The 17059-nt window shown below is 63.1% G+C and carries 22 protein-coding genes; 13 read left to right on the top strand and 9 right to left on the bottom strand.

Translation table 11 applies throughout. From position 1 onward, the window contains the following. Nucleotides 1-2 precede the first annotated feature (2 nt). The 4 genes from NKI59_RS06245 (at nt 3) to NKI59_RS06260 (ending at nt 2965) form a co-directional block, all read left to right on the top strand. Nucleotides 3-1463: an amidase gene (locus NKI59_RS06245; RefSeq protein WP_352703026.1), complete on the top strand. Its 1461-nt coding sequence runs from the start codon at nt 3-5 to the stop codon at nt 1461-1463. A 103-nt stretch (nt 1464-1566) separates the two neighbouring features. After that, the gene (locus NKI59_RS06250; RefSeq protein WP_352644100.1) at nt 1567-2181 is read left to right on the top strand and encodes a LysE family translocator; all 615 of its coding nucleotides are present in this window, start codon (nt 1567-1569) and stop codon (nt 2179-2181) included. Between the two features lie 52 nt (nt 2182-2233). After that, complete coding sequence (locus tag NKI59_RS06255) at nt 2234-2602, top strand: hypothetical protein (protein ID WP_352703028.1); 369 nt, start codon at nt 2234-2236, stop codon at nt 2600-2602. Nucleotides 2603-2605: 3 nt separating this feature from the next. Next, nucleotides 2606-2965, top strand: coding sequence for a hypothetical protein (locus NKI59_RS06260; protein ID WP_352703030.1), 360 nt, complete (start codon nt 2606-2608; stop codon nt 2963-2965). A 9-nt stretch (nt 2966-2974) separates the two neighbouring features. Here NKI59_RS06260 and NKI59_RS06265 read toward each other — a convergent pair whose 3' ends face one another. Then, complete coding sequence (locus NKI59_RS06265; RefSeq protein ID WP_352453985.1) at nt 2975-3916, bottom strand: nucleoside hydrolase; 942 nt, start codon at nt 3914-3916, stop codon at nt 2975-2977. 144 nt (nt 3917-4060) lie between these two features. Here NKI59_RS06265 and NKI59_RS06270 point away from each other — a divergent pair, with 144 nt between their 5' ends. Further along, nucleotides 4061-4486, top strand: a complete 426-nt coding sequence (locus NKI59_RS06270) for an Hsp20 family protein (protein ID WP_023675270.1) — start codon at nt 4061-4063, stop codon at nt 4484-4486. A gap of 63 nt (nt 4487-4549) precedes the next feature. Next, entirely contained in the window at nt 4550-4807 is a 258-nt protein-coding gene (locus NKI59_RS06275) for a BQ00720 family protein (RefSeq protein ID WP_023675269.1), read from the top strand. 111 nt (nt 4808-4918) lie between these two features. Here the strand turns inward: NKI59_RS06275 and ptsN are convergent, their stop codons facing one another. The 6 genes from ptsN to lptC form a co-directional block, all read right to left on the bottom strand. Continuing rightward, nucleotides 4919-5383, bottom strand: a complete 465-nt coding sequence (ptsN, locus tag NKI59_RS06280) for a PTS IIA-like nitrogen regulatory protein PtsN (RefSeq protein WP_023675268.1) — start codon at nt 5381-5383, stop codon at nt 4919-4921. Between the two features lie 59 nt (nt 5384-5442). Beyond that, nucleotides 5443-6027, bottom strand: coding sequence for a ribosome hibernation-promoting factor, HPF/YfiA family (gene hpf / locus NKI59_RS06285; protein WP_023675267.1), 585 nt, complete (start codon nt 6025-6027; stop codon nt 5443-5445). A 291-nt stretch (nt 6028-6318) separates the two neighbouring features. Further along, the gene (rpoN, locus tag NKI59_RS06290) at nt 6319-7845 is read right to left on the bottom strand and encodes an RNA polymerase factor sigma-54 (protein WP_352703032.1); all 1527 of its coding nucleotides are present in this window, start codon (nt 7843-7845) and stop codon (nt 6319-6321) included. Between the two features lie 197 nt (nt 7846-8042). Further along, a complete protein-coding gene (gene lptB / locus NKI59_RS06295; RefSeq protein WP_292664962.1) occupies nt 8043-8861 on the bottom strand; it encodes an LPS export ABC transporter ATP-binding protein in 819 nt (272 codons plus the stop codon). Further along, entirely contained in the window at nt 8861-9469 is a 609-nt protein-coding gene (locus NKI59_RS06300) for an LptA/OstA family protein (protein ID WP_352703034.1), read from the bottom strand. Before NKI59_RS06300 ends, lptB begins: the two co-directional genes overlap by 1 nt. Continuing rightward, nucleotides 9456-10169 carry an LPS export ABC transporter periplasmic protein LptC gene (gene lptC, locus NKI59_RS06305; RefSeq protein ID WP_352703035.1) on the bottom strand — a complete coding sequence of 238 codons (714 nt, stop codon included), beginning with the start codon at nt 10167-10169 and terminating at the stop codon, nt 9456-9458. Before lptC ends, NKI59_RS06300 begins: the two co-directional genes overlap by 14 nt. A 308-nt stretch (nt 10170-10477) precedes the next feature. On the opposite strand from lptC, the gene sppA reads away from it, so the two are divergent. The 4 genes from sppA (at nt 10478) to lhpI (ending at nt 13201) form a co-directional block, all read left to right on the top strand. Next, nucleotides 10478-11434, top strand: coding sequence for a signal peptide peptidase SppA (gene sppA, locus NKI59_RS06310; protein ID WP_352703038.1), 957 nt, complete (start codon nt 10478-10480; stop codon nt 11432-11434). An 81-nt stretch (nt 11435-11515) separates the two neighbouring features. Continuing rightward, complete coding sequence (locus tag NKI59_RS06315; protein ID WP_023675261.1) at nt 11516-11800, top strand: integration host factor subunit beta; 285 nt, start codon at nt 11516-11518, stop codon at nt 11798-11800. Between the two features lie 47 nt (nt 11801-11847). Beyond that, nucleotides 11848-12180 carry a LapA family protein gene (locus tag NKI59_RS06320; protein WP_352703040.1) on the top strand — a complete coding sequence of 111 codons (333 nt, stop codon included), beginning with the start codon at nt 11848-11850 and terminating at the stop codon, nt 12178-12180. A 52-nt stretch (nt 12181-12232) separates the two neighbouring features. Continuing rightward, nucleotides 12233-13201 carry a bifunctional Delta(1)-pyrroline-2-carboxylate/Delta(1)-piperideine-2-carboxylate reductase gene (lhpI, locus tag NKI59_RS06325; RefSeq protein ID WP_352703042.1) on the top strand — a complete coding sequence of 323 codons (969 nt, stop codon included), beginning with the start codon at nt 12233-12235 and terminating at the stop codon, nt 13199-13201. Between the two features lie 112 nt (nt 13202-13313). Here lhpI and NKI59_RS06330 read toward each other — a convergent pair whose 3' ends face one another. Next, nucleotides 13314-13682, bottom strand: a complete 369-nt coding sequence (locus NKI59_RS06330; RefSeq protein ID WP_352703044.1) for a VOC family protein — start codon at nt 13680-13682, stop codon at nt 13314-13316. An 86-nt stretch (nt 13683-13768) separates the two neighbouring features. Next, the gene (locus NKI59_RS06335) at nt 13769-14452 is read right to left on the bottom strand and encodes a helix-turn-helix transcriptional regulator (protein ID WP_352468341.1); all 684 of its coding nucleotides are present in this window, start codon (nt 14450-14452) and stop codon (nt 13769-13771) included. A gap of 106 nt (nt 14453-14558) precedes the next feature. Here NKI59_RS06335 and NKI59_RS06340 point away from each other — a divergent pair, with 106 nt between their 5' ends. From NKI59_RS06340 to NKI59_RS06350, 3 genes are all read left to right on the top strand, one after another. Continuing rightward, nucleotides 14559-15044 carry a DUF1772 domain-containing protein gene (locus NKI59_RS06340; protein ID WP_352703046.1) on the top strand — a complete coding sequence of 162 codons (486 nt, stop codon included), beginning with the start codon at nt 14559-14561 and terminating at the stop codon, nt 15042-15044. An 88-nt stretch (nt 15045-15132) separates the two neighbouring features. Continuing rightward, the gene (locus NKI59_RS06345) at nt 15133-16194 is read left to right on the top strand and encodes an RsmD family RNA methyltransferase (protein WP_352703048.1); all 1062 of its coding nucleotides are present in this window, start codon (nt 15133-15135) and stop codon (nt 16192-16194) included. Then, nucleotides 16195-17058 (top strand): TrmH family RNA methyltransferase, encoded by an 864-nt coding sequence (locus tag NKI59_RS06350; RefSeq protein ID WP_023675255.1) that lies wholly within the window; start codon nt 16195-16197, stop codon nt 17056-17058. It abuts the gene before it with no gap. Nucleotide 17059: the final 1 nt, after the last annotated feature.

Below are 17059 nucleotides of genomic sequence, written 5' to 3' on the forward strand. Positions count from 1 at the left end.
GGATGACAGCCATGCGCCCGACGACGAAGCACGCGGTGCCGCCCGCCGGCGACATCTGCCGCCTGTCTGCCGTGGAGCTTGCCGGGAAGATCAGGCGCCGGCAGCTTTCGGTGCGCGAAGTGGTCGCGGCATTCCTCGACAGGATCGAGGCGGTGAACCCGCTGGTCAACGCTATCGTTTCATTGCGTGAGCGTGCCGACATCCTGCGCGAGGCCGACAGCGCTGACGCTCATCTGGCGCGAGGAGGAGATACCGGATCGCTGTTCGGCCTGCCGATCGCGATCAAGGATCTTGCGCTGACAAAAGGCCTGAGAACCGCCTTCGGCTCGCCGATCTTCGCCGATTTTGTGCCTGAGGAAGACGACTTCTTCGTCGAGCGCGTCCGCAAGGCCGGCGCGATCATCATCGGCAAGACCAACGTTCCCGAATTCGGGCTCGGCTCCAACACCTACAACACCGTGTTCGGACAGACGCTCAACGCATTTGACCCGGCGCTGACCGCCGGCGGCTCGAGCGGCGGTGCGGCGGTCGCGCTGGCGCTCGACATGGTTCCCGTTGCCGATGGCAGCGATTTTGGCGGTTCCCTGCGCAATCCCGCTGCCTACAACAATGTCTATGGCTTCCGTCCATCGCAGGGATTGGTGCCGGCCGGCCCTGACCTTGATGTGTTTCTTGCGCAAATGGGCGTCGAAGGGCCGATGGGGCGTAAGGTGCGGGACATGGCGCTGCTGCTCGACGTGCAGGCCGGCTACCATCCTCGCGCGCCGCTGTCGCATGATAAGCCAGGCTCGTTTCTCCAAGGGGTGGAAACGCCGGCGGCCGGCGGGCGTATCGCCTGGCTCGGCGATCTCGAAGGTCATCTGCCGGTTGAAGCAGGCATTCTACAGCTTTGCGAGGCAGCACTCGGCCGGTTCGCGGGTGTATCCTTCGAGGCCGAGCCGCTGATGCCGGAATGCGACTTCGAAGCGCTGTGGCAGGCATTTGTAACGCTTCGGCAGGCGAGCAGCGGTTGTGCGCTCAAGGCGCATTACGACGATCCCTCGAAACGCAGCCTGCTGAAGCCGGAGGCCGTGTGGGAGGTGGAACATGCACTGCGCCTCACCGCGCCGCAGATCCATGCCGCCACGGTGAGGCGCTCGTCCTGGCACCGAATACTGCTATCGCTCTTCGAGCGTTTCGACCTGATTGCGCTGCCAGCCGCACAGGTCTTTCCCTTCGATGTCGTCACCCACTGGCCAAGGGAAGTGGCCGGGCGTGCCATGGACAGCTATCACCGCTGGATGCAGGTCTCAGCGCTCGCCACGCTGGGCGGCTGCCCGGCGGTCAACGTACCGGCGGGCTTCGACGCCAGGGGCCGGCCAATGGGCATGCAATTGATCGGGCGGCCGCGCGGTGACCTCTCCGTGCTGAGGGCGGCTGCCGCCTATGAGGCAACGCTGCCATGGCAGGCCGGCGCCTGCTGAAATCAACTCCGCATTGTCGGCGCCTCGCCGACTTGCACGCAACTCATCGCCATGCATTGATCGCGACAGCGCGCCGCACGAGCGGCATCTGTGGAGGGAAAAAATGTCGCTGGAACTCTACGCCACCTACGTCGTCGCCTGCATCGTCATCATCCTGGTGCCGGGGCCGACGGTGACGCTGATCATCGCCAACAGCATCCGCCACGGCTCGCGCGCCGGTCTCGCCAATGTCGCCGGCACCCAGGCCGGGCTAGCCATCATGATCGCCATTGTCGGCATCGGGCTGACCTCGCTGATCGCCGGCATGGGCCACTGGTTCGAATGGGTCCGGCTGATCGGCGCCGCTTACCTGATCTGGATGGGCGTGCAGATGTTCCGCTCGAAAGGCAAGCTTAACGCCGACGGATCGGCAAAAAAGCCGCGTGGCGGCTTCTTCCTGCAGGGCCTGCTGGTGGCGATCAGCAATCCAAAGACGCTGGTGTTCTTCGGCGCCTTCTTTCCGCAGTTCATCGCGCCCGAAGGCAATTACGCATTACAGATCGGCGTCATGGGTCTCACCGCGATGATCTTCGCCGCAGTCTCGGATTCGACCTACGCCCTGGCCGCCGGCCGCGCCGGACGCCTGCTGTCGGCCGGCCGCGTCAAGCTCTTGTCGAGGATCAGCGGCAGCTTCCTGGTCGGCGGCGGCCTGTGGCTGGCCTGTTCCAAGGCGAAGTAACGGCCGCGAGCCCGGCGACGCCAACAGCAACATCCTGGAATAGGAAGGCCGATTGAAAGTCGGCCTTCAGGCCACCACATGGATCAACAGTTGGGGATTCATGTCTATGCCGTGGACTTACGCGGATTTGAAAAGGAACGCGTTTGGCGTCATCCTGCTCATTGGTTTGTTCGCGGCGATGGTTCCGTCGGCTCTGAACAAATGGGCGAATGACGCAAGTCCGATCCGGTCGGTCGACCCGGTCGATGCAACGATCAAAAGTGGACAGGGTAAAGGGCGCAATATCCAATATCTGCTGGTCCTTGAGAACGGTTCGACGGTCCTCGTTTACGACGACCTCCCGCATCTGATCGGCTCGCGCGTAGGCATCGAGCGCGTCACGCGCGACAATGGCTTCGTCTTTTACCGGTTTGCAAATTGAACCATGGCAAGAGCGCGGCTGGCCTTCACCTTGTTGATGCTGCGGGAAAACCTCCGGGGCGTCATTATCACCAGCCTTGTGGTGGGCGTCTGCATTTTGGCAATCGGTGCACTGATTGCAAGGCGGAGCAGCCCCATCGTCGATGTGGAGCGCGTGACAGGCACGGTGGTTAACGTCCTCAATGCTGAAGGGGCGGTCGGTGACGGATTCCGCTATCTCTATGGAATCCGTCTCGAAGAAAGTAACCTCCTGGTGTTCGTGTATGGCGACCCGCGCGCGCCGCGCGCCATCGGCTCGCAAGTATTGATCGAGCGACAGCGTCGCATGAACGACACCGAAACGTATCGTCTGCTTCGGGAATGAAAGACGGCGCTAAAGCCGCCCCAGCCTTTCCAGCAACAGCGCGAAAAACGCATCATGGTCGATGTCGCGCATCACCATGGCGTTCTTCGGCCGCTTGGTCACCCCCCACCAGTCGATCACCGTCATCCCCATGGTGAGCTCCGAGGCGGTTTCCACGCTGACATTGCAGTTGCGACCCTTGAACAGCTTCGGCTTCAGCAGATAAGCGATCACGCAAGGATCGTGCAGCGGGCCGCCGTCGGTACCGTATTTCTCCTCGTCGAAACGCTCGAAGAATTCCAGCATGTCCGCGGTGGCCGTGCCGACCCTGGTGCCGAGCTTGCGGAATGCCTTCGTGCGCTTGGCGGTGGTCAGCGCCTTGTGGGTGACGTCGAGCGGCATCATCACGATCGGAATGCCGGATTTGAACACGACATCGGCGGCATGCGGATCGACATAGATGTTGAACTCGGCGGTCGGCGTGACGTTGCCGCCCTCGAAGAAGCCGCCGCCCATCAGCACGATTTCCTTGATGCGCGGCGCGATTTTCGGCTCGCGGATCAGCGCCAGCGCAATGTTGGTGAGCGGCCCGAGCGCGCAAAGCGTGATCGTGCCGCTCTCCTCCCTCATCAGCGTCTCGACGATGAAATCGACCGCATACTCTTCCTGCAGTTTCATCTTTGGTTCGGGCAGTTGCGGCCCGTTGAGGCCGGTCTTGCCATGCACTTCCTCGGCGGTGACCAGTTCGCGCGCCAGCGGCCGGATGGCGCCTGCATAGACCTTGACGTCCGGCCGGCCGGCCAGCTCGCAGATCTTGCGGGCGTTTTTTTCGGTAAGTTTCAGCGGCACGTTGCCGGCCACCGCGGTGATGCCGACGATCTCCAGCTCGGCGCTGCCGAGCGCCAGCAATATGGCGACGGCATCGTCCTGGCCGGGGTCAGTGTCGATGATGATCCTGCGGGATTGGGGCATTTCAATTCCTTGTTTTGGCAAGTCTTTTTGGGCGGGACGTGTGACGGCTTGAAGTCTGCCGGGCGGCGGACCATATCAAGACCATCGGGAAAAATGCCATCCGGGTTTTTCCACTTTATGTCGCTCTTGAGAGGACACCGTAACATGAGCCGAATGACGCCTTTTTCCAGCCCGCTTCTCCTCGGTTTCGATTCCATGGAAAAGACGCTGGAGCGGTTGGCAAAGTCCGGTGACAGCTATCCTCCCTACAACATCGAGCGCCTCAGCGGTGCCGACGGCAAAACCGAAAGGCTGCGTATCACGCTCGCCGTCGCCGGTTTCGCGGAAAGCGATCTCGATGTCACAACGGAGGAGAACCAGTTGGTCGTGCGCGGCCGTCAGAACGACGACACCGAGCGCGAATTCCTCCACCGCGGCATCGCCGCGCGCCAGTTTCAGCGCTGTTTCGTGCTGGCCGACGGCATGCGGGTGATTGCGGCGGAATTGAAGAACGGCCTTCTGTCGATCGATCTCGATCGGCCGGAATCCGAACGGCTGGTACGAAAAATAAACATATCGGTGAAAGACTGATTTTTGCCGATAGCTCTCATGCGGGATGGCCTTGAGCGGCGTCTCGCGGCAAGGAGGCTTGAAATGACCAGAACTAACGAGAATATCATCATGACCAGCGGCGAATTCGCCCATCTCGGCGAAGGTTCGGTCGCCTATCTCAGGAAAGTGTCGAGCGACGATCTGCGCGGCCGTTTCCCGGGCCTCGGCGAAATCGCGCCGGGTCTGGAACTGTGGGCCCTGTTTGCCGCCAATGGCCAGCCGATCCTGCTTTCGGACGCTCGCGACCGGGCACTGGCTGGCGCGCTGGAAAACGATCTGACCCCGGTCGCTATCCACTAACGTCGCTATCCACCAACATTGGCGCCATCCACTGACAAATACGGCGCAGCGATCTGGCTGGAAACGGACAGGGCCGCTCACGGCGGCCCTTCAACGGATTTAATCAAAACCTCAAGCGGCGTGCGAGGCCTGCGTGTCCGACAGCAGCGCATGGATGGCCACGGCGTCGCGCGTGCCCCTGATCTTGGCAACCGTGTCGGCGTCGCGCAGCACCCGCGCGATGCGCGACAGCGCCTTGAGGTGGTCGGCGCCGGCGCCTTCGGGAGCCAAAAGCAGAAACACCAGGTCGACCGGCTGATCATCGAGGGCCTCGAAGTCCACCGGTGTCTCCAGCCGGGCAAAAACGCCGGCGATCCGCTTCACCCCAGCCAGCTTGCCGTGCGGAATGGCGATGCCGTTGCCGACGCCGGTGGAGCCGAGCCGCTCGCGTTGCAGGATGGTGTCGAACACCTCTCGCTCCGGAATGCCGGAAATCGCCGCCGCCCTTTCGGACAGCAATTGCAGCAGCTGCTTTTTGGAGTTCGCCTTCAACGCCGGCATGATTGCCGGAACGCTGACGAGATCGCTCAGATCCATGCTTGAAATCCCTTGTTCGCCTGCCGTCGCCAGTCCCCACGCTCGCGTGCGGCTGGTCTTTACCCCTGCGCGACCTTGGCCGTGGACGGGTCGATCCAGCCGATATTCCCGTCCGGCCGGCGATAGACGATGTTGAGATGGTCGTTTCCGGCATTGCGGAAGACCAGGACCGGGCTGTCCTTGGTGTCGAGTTCGATCACCGCTGACGCCACCGACATGGTCCGCAGCGTCATGGTCGATTCGGCGACGATGGCCGGCGCGAAATTCTCCGGTATGTCCTCCTCGTCGTCGGCAAGCGGCGCCATCACCGTATAGGCGACGTCGGTGAGCTCGCCGTTGCTATTGCCTGAATTGTGCGACTTCAGCCGGCGCTTGTAGCGCCTGAGGCGCGTTTCCAGACGGTCTGCCGCGGTATCGAAGGCAAGCGTTGGATCCTGGGCATCGCCGGTCGCCTGCAGCGAAGCACCGGAGTCCAGCCGGATCATGCAATCGGCCGTGTAGCGCGACCCCGATTTGACGACTACGATTTGCCCTGAAAAGCCCCGATCGAAATATTTCCCGATCACTTCCCCGACACGGTCGTTGATGCGCGTACGGAACGCATCGCCGATATCCATGTGTTTTCCCGATATGCGCAGTGTCATCTGAAAACTGACCTTCCTTGCTCAGGCTTCAAACTGTCCCGAGTTTATACTCGTGGTCCGCGCGCACAAGCTTTTGCGGCGTCACTTGCGCCGATTTTAGATCCGAACTTTCCGGTTGATCACAAGCCGCCTTCTTGGCCGTCCCGTGGCCTACGTCGTGACGGACCATCTCTCGTGCGGGCATCGGCGAACTCAAATCCACTCGCCAGCCCGTCTCATGCGGGCGGGCTTCTAGCCACTTCGTCGCCGCTTGTCAATGAAGGGCGAAAGCTGTGGAAATTCCGCCGGAGATCAACGGCCGGCGCTGGCCAAAGCGCGTTTTTCGCGCCGCCGCTGCACCGAAGAGGGTATGTTCATGCCTTCCCGGTATTTGGCCACCGTGCGCCTGGCGATGTCGACGCCGCTTTCCCGCAGCATGTCCACGATGGCATCGTCGGAAAGCACATCGATGGCTTTCTCCTCGTCGATCAGCTGCTTTATGCGGTCGCGCACCGCTTCCGACGAATGCGCATCGCCGCCACCTGACGAAGCGATCGAGGCGGTGAAGAAGTAGCGCAGTTCGAACACACCGCGCGGCGTCAGCATGTATTTGTTTGCCGTGACCCGGCTGACCGTTGATTCGTGCATGCCGATGGCGTCCGCCACCGTGCGCAGATTGAGCGGCTTCAGGTGCCGCACGCCGTGGACGAGAAAAGCGTCCTGCTGGCGCACGATCTCAGAGGCCACCTTGAGAATGGTCTTCGCCCGCTGGTCGAGACTGCGCGTCAGCCAGTTGGCGTTCTGCAGGCATTCGGCGAGGAAATCCTTTTCCGCCTGGTTTTTCGCATGTGGCGTGACCTGGGCGAAATAGATGTGATCGACCAGCACGCGCGGCAGCGTCTCGGCATTGAGCTCGACCGTCCAGCTGCCGTCATTGGCTGCGCGCACCTCGACGTCGGCCACGATCGCATCGCTGGCACCGCGCGAAAACGCCATTCCCGGCCGCGGGTCGAGCGCCCGGATCTCGGCCAGCATGTCGAGCAGATCCTCCTCGTCGACGCCGCAAATTCGCTTCAGCGTCTGGAAATCGCGCCGTGCCAGGAGTTCGAGATTGGCGATCAGCGCCTTCATCGCCGGATCGAGCCGGTCGCGCACGGCAAGCTGCAGCGACAGGCACTCGGCGAGGGCGCGGGCGAAGATGCCGGCAGGCTCGAATGTCTGGCAGATCGCCAGCGCCTTTGCCACCGCCGTGGCGTCCGTGCCGAGGCGGGCCGCGATCTCGGCCATATCCGCACGCATGTAGCCGGCCTCGTCGAGGCCGTCGGCAAGCTCGCCGGCGATCAGGCGCGCCGCCGGATCGGCAAAGGCGAGCGCCACCTGCTCGCCGACATGGTCGCGCAGCGTGATGGCAGCCGCCGCCATATCCGCGACGTCGAAGCCGTCGGAGGAAGAGGTGGAACCGTTGCCGGACGCCGATTTCCATTGCGCCGTCAGATCGGGCCCGAGCCGCTCGCTCGTACCGGGATCGTCGGGAAACAGGTTTTCCAGCGACGTATCGAGCTTTTCCGAGATCGCCTCGGCGCTCCACGCCGTCTCCGCTTCGAACCAGTCGCCGTCGGCGGCCGGTTCCGATGCGGCGTCGCCCTTCTGCGCCTGGTCGCTGGCGGCGTCCTCCTGCGGTTCGGCGCGTTCCAGCAGGGGATTGCGTTCGATCTCGTCGTCGATGAAGCGTTCCAGCTCGAGATGGGTGAACTGCAGCAGGCGGATCGACTGCATCAGCTGCGGCGTCATCACCAGCGACTGCGACTGTCGTAGCTGTAGTTTTGCCGCCAACGCCATGGTTCGGTTTCAAACGCCCCGTCTACGCACCCGCACTGCTGGAAAGAATTTTCCAGGCCAGCATAGAAACTGGCCCGGCTTTTGCTTGTCAAGGCGAGGAGCGGTAAAACTCGCCTGTCGGAGCGTTTTCAGGCAGAAAATTGAAGAAAAAGCTGCTGGACTACGCCGCAAATCCCGCTCGAGCCGGAATTTCGCACTTAGAGCGTAAATCCCTCGCCGAGATAAAGCCGCCGCACATCGGCATTTGCGACCACTTCGTCGGCTCGACCATGAGTCAGCACCTGGCCGGCATGGATGATGTAGGCGCGGTCGATCAGGCCAAGTGTCTCGCGGACATTGTGGTCGGTGATCAGAACGCCGATGCCACGTGCCGTCAAGTGGCGCACGAGCTGCTGGATGTCGGCGACGGCGATCGGGTCGATGCCGGCGAAAGGTTCGTCGAGCAACATGTAGGCGGGGCGGGTTGCCAAGGCGCGGGCAATTTCGAGGCGTCGCCGCTCACCGCCGGAGAGTGACAGCGACGGAGCCTTGCGCAGATGGCTGATGTGAAATTCCTCGAGCAATTCGTCGAGCAGGCGCTCACGCTCCTTGCGGCTCTTTTCGACCACTTCGAGCACGGCCCGGATGTTTTGCTCGACATTCAGGCCGCGAAAAATCGAGGCTTCCTGCGGCAGATAGCCGATCCCGAGACGGGCGCGGCGATACATCGGCATCGACGTGACGTCGAAACCGTCGATTTCGATCGTGCCTTCATCGACCGGCACCAGGCCGGTTACCATGTAGAAACAGGTCGTCTTGCCGGCGCCGTTGGGGCCGAGCAGCCCAACCGCCTCGCCGGCGCGCACGCCCAGCGTCACGCCGCTGACGACTTTGCGGCCCTTGTAGCTTTTGGTCAGCCCCTTGGCGATCAAGGTTCCCTTGAACTTTGCCGCTTCGACGGTGACCCTGGCCGGTGCCGCAAGTTTGCTGGCGGCGCGCCCTGGAAGACGCGCCAGCAGCGACGATATACCGGTCATCAGGGTTTCGCTGCTCCAGACTTCGCCGGCGGCGTGATCGACATCATGACGCGGCCGCCGCAAGCGTCGACCTGGGCAAGGCCGCTCTTCATCTGCACGGTAAGCTTGCAGCCGACAAGCACGTTGTCGCCTTGCGAGAGCACGACCTTGCTGCCCGAAAGCACCAGCACTTCGGTCTTCATGTCGAAGGTGCCGCGGTCGCCGGTAGCAACCTGATTGTCCGATTTGATGTAGACCTTATCGTCGACCTCGAGATGGTCGATGTTGGCGGATCCGGTCATTGCCGCGGCACCCGCGTGCTGGGCGCCTTTAGCGGCGCCTGCATCCCTGACGTAATAGACCGTCATTTTGCCGGCCTTGAGCACGGTTGGACCCTGGACGACGTTGACGTTGCCGGTGAAGACGGCAACGCTTTCCGCCTGGCGCACCTCGAGCTTGTCGCTTTCGATCTGGATAGGCTTGTCGCCCGACAGCCTGAGGCCGGACATTTGGCTCGTGGCACTGGATTGCGCCAGAGACGGCGCCGTCCCGAAGGTCAGCCCCAAGGGCAACCCAAGCGTCAACGCCGAAATCGCGGCGAGGCGCCGTGCCGAACTACTGAACCGCATTGGTCTCTCCGCTCTTTGCCTCTGCCGCCTTCAAACTGGCGGGATCGATGTCGACGCGCACCTTGTTCTCGAAAACCAGGACCTTGCCATTGTCCTGGACCGACATCGAATCCGCCCTGATCCGCGACCCGCCGCGGCTGACATCGACGGGCTCGCTTGTCTTCATAGTGCCTTCGCCCATGTCGAGATAGACTGATTTGAATTTTGCCACCACACCATCCGTGGTCGACACGGTCACATCGCTGGTCAGGCTGAGCGTGTTGCCGTCGCGATCGTAGGTGCCGTGCGTGGCATCGATGGCCGCCGTGTTGTCGGCCGCAATCGGCAGCTTGGCCTTGATGCCTTCCAGATCGATGATGCCTTGTTTGCTGACATCCTGTATGGCGCGCAGGGCTGTCATCGAATAGGGCAGGTTCTGTTTGGTGAAGCCGTTGAGCTTGGGGTTGGCCATCACCAGCTTGCCATCGGCAAAGGCGCCGCCGTCGGCCTGCACCTCGATTGCAGCGGGAGCCATGAGATAGGAATAGACGGGAAACGCGACCGCAATCACGGCAGCGACCAGCGGCACGGCCAGCTTGAGGATACGAACCCGGCGCGAATGACGCTGCGCAACGTCAAACGCGTCGACCCGCGCCCGGCCTGCGACCTTGGGAGCCAACTCCGTCTCGGTGTTGGTCGGTTCGATTGGTCCCGCTAACATGACTGCTTCTTCTAAACCCCTGCCCGCCAGGCCGCCCTATAGGTGGGGTGCCGGCGCCCTCAAGCAAGCACAAGCCGAGGAAAACCGCAAAAATGTGACAGCCGCCCCTGTACAATGAAAATGGCCCCAGCGCAGCCTGTACCTCATACCAGATATGGGCGCACAGTGTTAGAGCCTGTAGAACGTGACAGGTTTAGGCTTGCCGCGAATGCCTAAGACGGCCTTTGGCGCAAGGCCGTCAGGAAACGGTAGCCGGGCGCGAATGGTTGCTTTAAAAGCATCTGCTCCCACCGACTACGAGGCTGACCATGGCATTGAGAGCCGACGACCTGATCGACCGCCGCCGCTTGCGCCGCAAGCTGACATTCTGGCGTGTCGCGGCGGTTATCGTCGCCGCAGCCGGGCTGATCGCCTTTTCGGCGTGGATCTATGGTGATGACTTCACCGGCGCGGCTGTCGACCACATCGCCAAGGTCAAGATCGAAGGTACCATCACCGAAGACGAAGAACTGATCAAGCGGCTGGAGGCCATCCGTCAGTCGCCGCGCGTCAAGGCTGTGATCCTGTCGATCGATTCACCCGGCGGCACCACCGTCGGTGGCGAATCGATCTACGAGGCAGTGCGCAAGCTCGCCGCCGACAAGCCGGTGGTGGCCGAGGTCGGCACGCTCGCGGCTTCGGCGGGCTACATGATCGCCACCGCGGCCGACCATATTGTCGCACGCAAATCCTCGATCGTCGGCTCGATCGGCGTGCTGATCCAGTACCCGGACGTCAGTGGCCTCATGGACAAGCTCGGCGTCAAGCTGGAGGAGGTGAAATCCTCGCCCTTGAAGGCCTCGCCTTCTCCCTTCAAGCCGACCAATGACGATGAGCGCGCCATGGTCCGCAAGCTCATCCTCGACAGCTACGACTGGTTCGTCGGCATCGTCGCCGAGCGCCGCAACATGACCAAGCCGGAGGCGCTGGCGCTCGCCGACGGATCGATCTTCACCGGCCGGCAGGCGGTCACCAACAGATTGATCGACGCGGTCGGCGGCGAGGCCGAAGCGATCGACTGGCTTGCAAGCAAGGGTGTCGATGCCAAGCTCAAAGTGGTGGAATGGAAGGACACGGAAAAACGCAGCGGTTTCCTGTTCTCCAAGGCGATGGCGCAGACCGTCGGCGGTGCGCTTGGCCTGGCCGGCCATGGCGGCGACGTCCTTCACGAAATTGGAGCGGACCGCTTGTTTCTTGACGGTCTCGTTTCCGTCTGGCACCCTTGAGCAACCGCTTGGGACGAGTGAAAAACCAAATAAAATCATTCTGATAATTTCGGCGGCACTGCTTTTACGGGGAGCCTTTTCATGATCAAATCCGAACTTGTGCAGATCATCGCCACGCGTAATCCGCATCTTTTCCTGCGCGACGTCGAAAACATTGTCAGCGCCATCTTCGATGAAATCACCGACGCGCTTGCCGAGGGCAACCGGGTCGAGCTGCGCGGCTTCGGTGCGTTTTCGGTGAAAAACCGCCCCGCCCGCACCGGCCGCAATCCGCGCACCGGCGAATCCGTCGAGGTCGAGGAGAAATGGGTGCCGTTCTTCAAGACCGGCAAGGAATTGCGTGAAAGACTGAACGGAGGCAAATAGGCGCGGCGCCCGCCACCGCTGGTGCCTTTGCTTCCGAACGGAAAAACATGTTCAATCGCTTTCTCCTCATCGTGGTTTTCGTGCCGCTGGCCGTCATCCTGATTGCGTTGGCCGTCGCCAACCGCGAACCGGTGGCCTTCACACTCGATCCGTTCAATCCCGGCAATCCGGCGCTGACGCTGACCGTGCCGCTCTTCATTTTCCTGTTCCTGGCGCTGGCCATCGGCATGATCGTCGGCAGCCTGGCGACCTGGATCAAGCAGGGCCGCTACCGCAAGCTGGCACGCCAGCGCGGCGCCGAGGCAGAGAACCTGCGCCAGGCGGTCAGCCGCGCGCCCACCGCGTCGCAGAGCCCAGCCTTGCCGAAGCCGACGAACTGAGCCGCGGTTCGGGCCTGAAGCACAACCGGCCTAGTTCGCCACGGAGCCTTTCATGCTGACCATTTCCGCCGCCGAGGTCGACCGCGCGCTGACCTTTTCCGGGCTGGTCGAGACGTTGCGCGCCGCTTTTCGCGATGGCGCCGTGCAGCCGGTCAGGCACCATCACACGGTCGAGCGGCCCGATGGCGCCGCCTCGACCCTGCTTTTGATGCCGGCCTGGACCGACTTCAACGCCGCCGGCACCTCGGCCGATGGCCATATCGGCGTCAAGATCGTCACCGTGTCGCCCGACAACAATGCCGTCGGCAAGCCCGCGGTGATGGGGCTTTACCTCTTGCTCGACGGCACCACCGGCGAACCGCAGGCATTGATCGATGGCCAGCGGCTGACGCAGTGGCGTACCGCCTGTGCCTCGGCGCTGGCCGCCTCCTATCTGGCCCGCGAGGACGCATCGCGGCTGCTGATAGTGGGCGCCGGCGCGCTGTCGCCATTCCTTGCAAAGGCGCAATCGGCGGTGCGTCCGATCAAGAACATCCGCATCTGGAACCGCACGCCGGCGAATGCCGAAAAGGTCGCGGCAAAATTGCGTGCCGAGGGTTTTTCGGCCGAAGCAGCAGGCGATCTCTACGCCGAACTCGGCCAGGCCGATATTGTGTCATCGGCGACCATCACCACCACGCCACTGATCAAGGGGGCACTGTTGAAGCCCGGAACCCATGTCGATCTGGTCGGCGGCTTCACGCCGGCGATGCGCGAAAGCGACGACGACGCGATCGTACGCGCCCGCGTCTATGTCGACACCCGCGCCGGCGCCACCAAGGAAGCCGGTGACATCGTCCAGCCGCTGGCCTCCGGCGTGTTGAAGCCGGAAGCCATCGTCGCCGACCTTTATGAACTCACGCGCGGCCAGAAAAAAGGCCGGCAGAACGACGACGAGATCACGCTGTTCAAGTCGGTCGGCGCAGCCCTCGAGGACCTCGCCGCCGGCATTGCCGTGTGTCGCGCAAGCGTAGGGCAGTAGGGCAGTAGGGCAGTAGGGCAGTAGGGCAGTAGGAAACCGTACTGATCGTGCGGCGTCGCGCCAGCTATATTTCCTGTCACATACTCCCCTACTGCCCTACACCCCTACTGCCTTACTCCCTTTGCCAATAAACCCGCAGCCGGTGGCTGTCGGGATCAAGCGCGACGAAGGTGCGGCCGAAATCCATGTCGGTCGGCGTCTGCAGAATTTTCAGCCCGCGGCCGGCCCACTCGGCATGGGTGGCGTCGACGGCACCCGGCGTGTCCAGCGCAAAGACGATCTCGGCGCCACCGCCTGCTGCCGCGGCGGCCGGTTCCACGGTGTGACGCGACCAGAGGCCGAGCTTGAAGCCGTTGTCGATCACGAACAGCACGAAGGTCGGCGAGGTCTCGACCGGCTGCCGCCCAAGCAGCGCGCTGTAGAAGGCGCCGCTTTGCTCAGGCTTGTCGACATAGAGGATGACGAAATTGGGCGGTGTCATGAATTGCTCTCCAGATGGTTTCGACTGGAGGAGCATACCGTACGCCACTGCCAGATTCTGGCAGCAGTCTCAACTGAGCAGCAGCCTTAGCTTGGCGTGTCGAGCGTCGCCCGCCATTCTTTGAGCAGCACCTGACGGCGGCGCGGATAGCGCATCTCGGTGGCATTGAGGCCGGATATCCGGTCGGCGCGAAAGTGCCTGAAATCCTGGCGCATCTCGCACCAGGCCGCGACGACGCGCACCTTGTCGAAGAAGCCGAGTGCGAACGGCCAGACGGTGCGCTCGGAGGCAGCGCCGCCGGCGTCGCGATAGACAAAGCTCAGCTTGCGCTCCTCGCGGATGGCCTGCCGCACCACGCCGAGATCGATGCCTTCGGTGACCTCGGTGCGCGACCCGACCAGCAGCGTCGAGGCATCGAGCTCTTCGCGCAAATCGTCCGGCAGCACCGCGGCGATCTTGGCCAGCGCGTCAGTGGCGGCGTTCGCAAGCCGCCAGTCCGGCTGCTTGGCCACCCAGCGCGAACCGAGCACGATCGCCTCGATCTCCTCATCGGTGAACATCAAGGGCGGCAGCATGAAACCGGGCCTGAGCACGTAACCCAACCCCGCCTCGCCCTCGATCGGCGCGCCCTGCCCCTGCAGCGTGGCGATATCGCGATAGAGCGTGCGGATCGACACACCCATTTCGCCCGCAAGGCTGCGGCCGCTGACCGGCCGGCGATGCCGGCGCAGGATCTGGATCAGGTCGAGCAGGCGTTCAGCACGGGACATGAATCATGACCTGGTTTCAATCACGATAGAGCCCCAGCACTTTCGGCGGCAAGCGACATGGTGGCGGACGGGAACGTCTGCGCCCTGACGCCGTTGTCTGGCCATTATGGATATACGCGGATTCCTGTTGTGCTGGTCGGTTTTGACCGCCATCGTCGCTGCGCTCAGCCTCGGACCATCCTTCGCCCATGTGCTGGAATCGGTGCCGCGGCTGACCAGATGGCCGGCTTCGCTCTGGCGTGAAACCACTGTCTTCAACGCTCAGTTCCAATTCTTCGCGATTGTCGGCGCACCGCTGGACGTGGCCGCGATCGCCTGTCCGGGGCTTCTCGCCTGGATGCTGCGCAGCGACCGCCCGGCATTCTGGTGGATTTTGGCCGCCATCGTGCTTTATCTGATGGCCCTCGTGGCGTGGTTTACCCTGGTCAAACCGGCAAACGATGTCCTGGCCACCTGGGTGCCTGGACCGATCCCGGACAATTTCGAAAGTATCCGGAGCAGCTGGGAAACCGGCCATATGGTCGTCACCGGCTTCAAGGCCGTTGGTTTCATAGCGCTCGCAGTCGGCCTGCTGTCGATCAGGCGCGGCTGATCCGGTTGCACACGTCGGCAGCCCTTTTGTTGCGCCGGTCAATGTGCTGTGGCAGAAGCGGCGAGCCGCCTTCCGGAGATGCGCCTTCTTGAAACCTTTTCGCGACAAACGCCGCGACAGCCGCCCGCCCGCGAAGGGCGGGGCGGAGCAGCCGCGGCGGCGCGACGCCGGCCTGACCGCCGGTTCGGAGCCTAAACTGCAGGACCGGTCCGAGCCGAAAGCCGCGCCGCGCCCTCTATTCCGCCGCGATGGCGCGCTGCCTGCCGAACATCTGCCGCTGATCCTCGAGGTCGGCCCCAATCAGGACTACGCGCTGCTCGACAGCGGCGCCGGAGAAAAACTCGAGCAATACGGCCCCTACCGCATCGTTCGGCCGGAGGGCCAGGCGATCTGGCAAAAGGCTTTGCCGGCCAGGGACTGGGAGCGCGCCGACGCCATTTTCACCGGCGATACCGACGAGGAAGGCATCGGCCGATGGCGCTTCCCCAAGACGCCGCTCGGCGAGACCTGGCCGATGAAGCATGACGGCATAGATTATCTCGGCCGCTTCACTTCGTTTCGCCATGTCGGCGTCTTTCCCGAGCAGGCCTCGCACTGGGACCACATGGCCGGACTGATCGCCGCGGCAAAACGGCCGGTGAAGGTGTTGAACCTGTTCGGTTACACCGGCCTTGCCTCCTTGGTGGCGGCGCGTGCCGGCGCCGAGGTCACCCACGTCGATGCTTCCAAGAAGGCGATCGGCTGGGCGCGCGAAAACCAGGAAATGGCGGGCTTGTCGCAAAAGCCGATCCGCTGGATCGTCGACGATGCCGTGAAATTCGCCGAGCGCGAGGAGCGCCGCGGCAGCCGCTACGACATCATCCTGTTCGACCCGCCCGCCTATGGCCGCGGACCGAAGGGCGAGGTCTGGCAGCTGTTCGAGGACCTGCCGGCGCTGACCGATATCTGCCGCGCGATCCTGACGCCGAAGCCGCTCGCCGTGGTACTGACCGCCTATTCGATCCGCGCCTCTTTTTTCGCCATCCATGCCCTGATGCGCGACACCTTCGCCGGCATGGGCGGCACGGTCGAGTCGGGTGAATTGATCATCCGCGAGAAGTCTGCCGGTCGGGCGCTTTCGACCTCGCTGTTCTCACGCTGGGTGGCCTGAATGAGTGCGTACGAACGGCACGCGGGCGCGCCAGGGCAGGTGAAGGAAGTCACCAGCCTCGCCAACCCGCTGGTCAAGGACATCAAGGCGCTCGCGCTGAAGAAATTCCGTGACCAGCAGAATGCCTTCATGGCCGAAGGCCTGAAGCTGGTCATCGACGCGCTCGATCTCGGCTGGTCGATCAGGACATTGGTCTTCGCCAAGGCCGGACGTGGCAATACGGCGGTTGAAAAGATCGCGGCGCGCACGGTCGCCGCCGGCGGCACCGTCCTTGAAGTTTCGGAAAAAGTGCTGGTCGCCATCACCCGCCGCGACAATCCGCAAATGGTCGTCGGCGTGTTCTCGCAGAAATTCCTGCCGTTGAAGGACATCCGCGCCCGTGACGGCGACGTCTGGGTGGCGCTCGACCGCGTCCGCGATCCCGGCAATCTCGGCACCGTCATCCGCACGGTCGACGCTGTCGGGGCCAGGGGCGTCATCTTGGTCGGCGAGACCACCGATCCCTTTTCGGTCGAAACGGTGCGCGCCACCATGGGCTCGATTTTCGCCGTGCCGGTCGCCAAGGCGTCGCCCGAAGCTTTTCTCGCCTGGCGAACGAGCTTTCCCGGCCTCGTCGCCGGCACCCATCTGAAGGGTGCGGTCGACTACCGCTCGGTCGATTTTTCAAAGGGCCCGGTGCTTTTGATGATGGGTAACGAGCAGCAAGGCCTGCCTGACGAGCTTGCCGCAAGCTGCGACAAACTGCTGCGGATACCGCAGGCCGGCCGCGCCGATTCGCTCAACCTTGCGGTGGCCACCGGCGTCATGCTGTTCGAGATCCGGCGCGGCGCGCTGAAGCTCGGCCCGGAGGACGCCAGATCGTGAC

The organism is Mesorhizobium sp. M0598 (assembly GCF_040320865.1).
In the GTDB taxonomy this organism is placed as follows: domain Bacteria; phylum Pseudomonadota; class Alphaproteobacteria; order Rhizobiales; family Rhizobiaceae; genus Mesorhizobium.

Coding starts and splice junctions, on each gene's coding strand:
- NKI59_RS06245 (WP_352703026.1), top strand. CDS start 3: ATGACAGCCATGCGCCCGACGACGAAGCACGCGGTGCCGCCCGCCGGC.
- NKI59_RS06250 (WP_352644100.1), top strand. CDS start 1,567: ATGTCGCTGGAACTCTACGCCACCTACGTCGTCGCCTGCATCGTCATC.
- NKI59_RS06260 (WP_352703030.1), top strand. CDS start 2,606: ATGGCAAGAGCGCGGCTGGCCTTCACCTTGTTGATGCTGCGGGAAAAC.
- NKI59_RS06265 (WP_352453985.1), bottom strand. CDS start 3,916: ATGCCCCAATCCCGCAGGATCATCATCGACACTGACCCCGGCCAGGAC.
- NKI59_RS06270 (WP_023675270.1), top strand. CDS start 4,061: ATGAGCCGAATGACGCCTTTTTCCAGCCCGCTTCTCCTCGGTTTCGAT.
- NKI59_RS06275 (WP_023675269.1), top strand. CDS start 4,550: ATGACCAGAACTAACGAGAATATCATCATGACCAGCGGCGAATTCGCC.
- ptsN (WP_023675268.1), bottom strand. CDS start 5,383: ATGGATCTGAGCGATCTCGTCAGCGTTCCGGCAATCATGCCGGCGTTG.
- hpf (WP_023675267.1), bottom strand. CDS start 6,027: ATGACACTGCGCATATCGGGAAAACACATGGATATCGGCGATGCGTTC.
- rpoN (WP_352703032.1), bottom strand. CDS start 7,845: ATGGCGTTGGCGGCAAAACTACAGCTACGACAGTCGCAGTCGCTGGTG.
- lptB (WP_292664962.1), bottom strand. CDS start 8,861: ATGACCGGTATATCGTCGCTGCTGGCGCGTCTTCCAGGGCGCGCCGCC.
- NKI59_RS06300 (WP_352703034.1), bottom strand. CDS start 9,469: ATGCGGTTCAGTAGTTCGGCACGGCGCCTCGCCGCGATTTCGGCGTTG.
- lptC (WP_352703035.1), bottom strand. CDS start 10,169: ATGTTAGCGGGACCAATCGAACCGACCAACACCGAGACGGAGTTGGCT.
- sppA (WP_352703038.1), top strand. CDS start 10,478: ATGGCATTGAGAGCCGACGACCTGATCGACCGCCGCCGCTTGCGCCGC.
- NKI59_RS06315 (WP_023675261.1), top strand. CDS start 11,516: ATGATCAAATCCGAACTTGTGCAGATCATCGCCACGCGTAATCCGCAT.
- NKI59_RS06320 (WP_352703040.1), top strand. CDS start 11,848: ATGTTCAATCGCTTTCTCCTCATCGTGGTTTTCGTGCCGCTGGCCGTC.
- lhpI (WP_352703042.1), top strand. CDS start 12,233: ATGCTGACCATTTCCGCCGCCGAGGTCGACCGCGCGCTGACCTTTTCC.
- NKI59_RS06330 (WP_352703044.1), bottom strand. CDS start 13,682: ATGACACCGCCCAATTTCGTCATCCTCTATGTCGACAAGCCTGAGCAA.
- NKI59_RS06335 (WP_352468341.1), bottom strand. CDS start 14,452: ATGTCCCGTGCTGAACGCCTGCTCGACCTGATCCAGATCCTGCGCCGG.
- NKI59_RS06340 (WP_352703046.1), top strand. CDS start 14,559: ATGGATATACGCGGATTCCTGTTGTGCTGGTCGGTTTTGACCGCCATC.
- NKI59_RS06350 (WP_023675255.1), top strand. CDS start 16,195: ATGAGTGCGTACGAACGGCACGCGGGCGCGCCAGGGCAGGTGAAGGAA.